Origin of the sequence: Variovorax sp. efr-133-TYG-130, from assembly GCF_030208835.1 — a bacterium.
Classification (GTDB): domain Bacteria; phylum Pseudomonadota; class Gammaproteobacteria; order Burkholderiales; family Burkholderiaceae_C; genus Variovorax.
In genome coordinates this window covers 1-3,126 of the sequence record NZ_JARVTD010000039.1, presented here as the reverse complement: position 1 = coordinate 3,126, position 3,126 = coordinate 1, and the positions used below count along the sequence as shown (strand labels likewise).

Below are 3,126 nucleotides of genomic sequence, written 5' to 3'. Positions count from 1 at the left end.
TGATCCTGGTGGACATCGACCGGCTCATGTCGAGCCAGGAAATGGGCCTCATCGAGAAGATGGCGGCCTGAGCCTTCTCCGGGCACCGCATAAAGAAGACACCAGAGGGTCCGACAGGAGACAAGCCACATGAAGAATTGGAATACGAGCCGGCGCCTGGGCGCCGGATTCGCGGTCGTGCTCGCGCTGGTGGTGCTGATCGCCGGCCTGGGCGTGCTGCGCCTGCAGGCCGTGGGCGAGGCCACGAAGGAACTGGCCCGGCAGTCGCTGGTGAAGGAGCGCCTGGCCTCGGCCTGGCACTTGGGCACCACCTCCAACGGCGTGCGCACCATCTCGCTGCTCAAGAGCACCGACGCCACGGTGCAGGACTACCTGAAAAAAGGCATTGCCGTCACCAGCGCCGGAATCTCCGAGACACAGAAGAAGCTCGAGGACATGCTGGTGTCCCCCGCGGAGCTGGCGCTGAGCGCCGACATCAAGAAAAAGCGCGGCGACTACGTCGAGCTGCGCAACAAGCTGCTCAAGCTGAAGGCCGACGGCCAGCCGGAAGAGGCCGCGAAGCTCACCGACACGCAACTGCTGCCCGTGCTCGAGACCTACGATGCCAGCATCCGCGCGATGGCCGCGCTGCAGCAGCAGCAGATCGACAGCACGGCCAGCGACATCGAAGCCCGGTACCAGTCGGGCCGCGTCTACCTCGTCGTGCTGGCGGCGCTAGCCTTGGCGCTGGGTTCGGTCATTGCATGGCTGCTGACGCGCGGCATCGTGCAGCCGATCGGCGAGGCGCTGCTCATTGCCGAGACCGTGGCGTCCGGCGACCTGAGCCAGGAATTCGAGACCGATCGCGGCGGCGACTTCGGCCGGCTGCTGCGCGGCATGGGCGACATGGAAGACACGCTGACCGACCTGGTGACGCGCATCAAGGCGTCGACCGACGCGATTGCGGTGGCGTCCCGGCAGATCGCGGCGGGCAACGAAGACCTGTCGTCGCGCACCGAACAGCAGGCCAGTTCGCTGGAGCAGACGGCTGCTTCCATGGAGGAGCTGACTTCGACGGTGAAGCAGAACGCGGACAACGCACGCCAGGCAAACCAGCTGGCTGTGTCAGCTTCAGAAGTTGCCGTGAAGGGCGGCAGCGTCGTGTCGCAGGTCGTGGACACCATGGGCTCGATCAATGCGTCGTCCAAGAAGATCGTCGACATCATCGGCGTGATCGACGGCATCGCGTTCCAGACCAACATCCTGGCGTTGAATGCGGCGGTGGAGGCCGCACGCGCCGGCGAGCAAGGCAAGGGCTTTGCCGTGGTGGCTTCCGAAGTGCGCAACCTCGCGCAGCGCTCGGCATCGGCGGCCAAGGAAATCAAGACCCTCATCGGCGACTCCGTGGAGAAAGTCGAGGAAGGCAGCAAGCAAGTCAGCGAAGCCGGCCGCACGATGGAAGAGATCGTCGGCAGCGTGCGCCGCGTGACCGACATCATGGGCGAGATCACGGCAGCGAGCCAGGAGCAGACCTCCGGCATCGAGCAGATCAACCAGGCCATCACGCAGATGGACCAGGTCACGCAGCAGAACGCCGCGCTGGTCGAGCAGGCCTCGGCCGCCGCCCAGTCGCTGCAGGAACAGGCCGACAACCTCGTCAGGGCTGTGAGCACCTTCAAGATCGACGCCGACGAGGCCGTTGCCGTGGCGGTCTGACGAGGTGTTGTCCCATGCCCGCCTTTCTCCGAAGTTCGCCCTGCGCCTGGGCGCCGGCATTGCCGTGTTCTTCTTGTTGCTTGCGGCGGCGCTCGGCGTCGGTTTCCAGGCCGGCGCCGGCCTGGCGTGGGCCCGCAGCGCGATGCTGGCGATGGGCGCCGCATCGCTGCTTGCCGGAATTGTCATTGCGTGGTTCATCGCGCGTTCCTTCCACCGTTCCAGCCACAACGCGCTGAAGACCGCCGAAAGGCTGGACCGGGTTCTTCAAAACGTCAACGCAAGAGATTCCTGAAACACCCATGCGCTCATTTCTCAATCTACGGATCGGCACCCGCCTGGGTGCCGGCTTTGCCGCCGTTCTTCTGATGCTGGCCGGGGCCATCGGCCTCGGGCTCCAGGCCATGGGCGACGTGCAGTCGCGGCTCGAAGGCATCGTCGAGGGCAACAACGTCAGGATGGCCGCGGTCAACACGATGTCGGACGCCGTCCGCGAGATCGCCATCCTCGACGGCAACCTGATCCTGCTGACCGAAGAAGCCGCCATGCGCGAGGAGTCGAAGAAGATCGCCAGCGCCCGTGAACGCTACACGGAAGCCCACAACACCTTGGAGAAGACGCTGACCGGGCCGGAAGGCAAGGCCCTGCTGGCCAGGGCCGACGAGAAGGCCGCGCTGCTCCTGCCGCTGAATTCGCAGCTGTCCGAGCTGGCGCTGCAGAACAAGAACGAGGAAGCGACGCAGGTCTTCATCACGAAGTTCCAGCCGGCCGTGCGGGGCGTGCTGGCCGAGCTCGATGCCATGGACGCCAGCGAAAACAGGCAGGCCCGGGCCGCCAACCGGGAAGCCGCCGAAGGCTATGCATGGTCGCGCAACCTGATGCTCGCGCTGGGCGGCTTCGCCATACTGTTCGGCGCGGCCATCGCATGGTTCACCACGCGATCGATCACGCGTCCGATCGGCGAGGCCGTTCAGGTGGCCGAGAAGGTGGCCGCGGGCGACATCACGTCGCGCATCGAAGTGCACTCGAAGGACGAGACCGGCCGGCTGATGGCCGCGCTGAAGGCGATGAACGAGAGCCTGGTTCGCATCGTGCGCGACGTGCGCATGGGAACGGACACGATCGCCACGGCGTCCAGCCAGATCGCTTCGGGCAACCAGGACCTGTCGTCGCGCACGGAGCAGCAGGCCAGCTCGCTGGAGCAGACCGCTGCCTCGATGGAACAGCTCACGAGCACGGTGAAGCAGAACGCCGACAACGCACGCCAGGCGAACCAGCTGGCGGTTTCGGCTTCGGAAGTGGCGATGAAGGGCGGAAGCGTCGTGTCGCAGGTGGTCGGAACGATGGGCTCGATCGACGCGTCTTCCAAGAAGATCGTGGACATCATCGGCGTGATCGACGGCATCGCGTTCCAGACCAACATCCTGGCGCTGA

General features: G+C 65.5%; 3 protein-coding genes. All 3 read left to right on the top strand.

All coding sequences use genetic code 11. The features are described from left to right. Nucleotides 1-129 precede the first annotated feature (129 nt). Nucleotides 130-1,695 carry a methyl-accepting chemotaxis protein gene (locus QRN67_RS30020; protein ID WP_285414789.1) on the top strand — a complete coding sequence of 522 codons (1,566 nt, stop codon included), beginning with the start codon at nt 130-132 and terminating at the stop codon, nt 1,693-1,695. 7 nt (nt 1,696-1,702) lie between these two features. Continuing rightward, complete coding sequence (locus QRN67_RS30015; RefSeq protein ID WP_081265897.1) at nt 1,703-1,987, top strand: hypothetical protein; 285 nt, start codon at nt 1,703-1,705, stop codon at nt 1,985-1,987. A gap of 7 nt (nt 1,988-1,994) precedes the next feature. Then, nucleotides 1,995-3,126 (top strand): methyl-accepting chemotaxis protein (locus QRN67_RS30010; protein ID WP_285414788.1); only part of this gene is annotated, 1,132 nt, incomplete at its 3' end.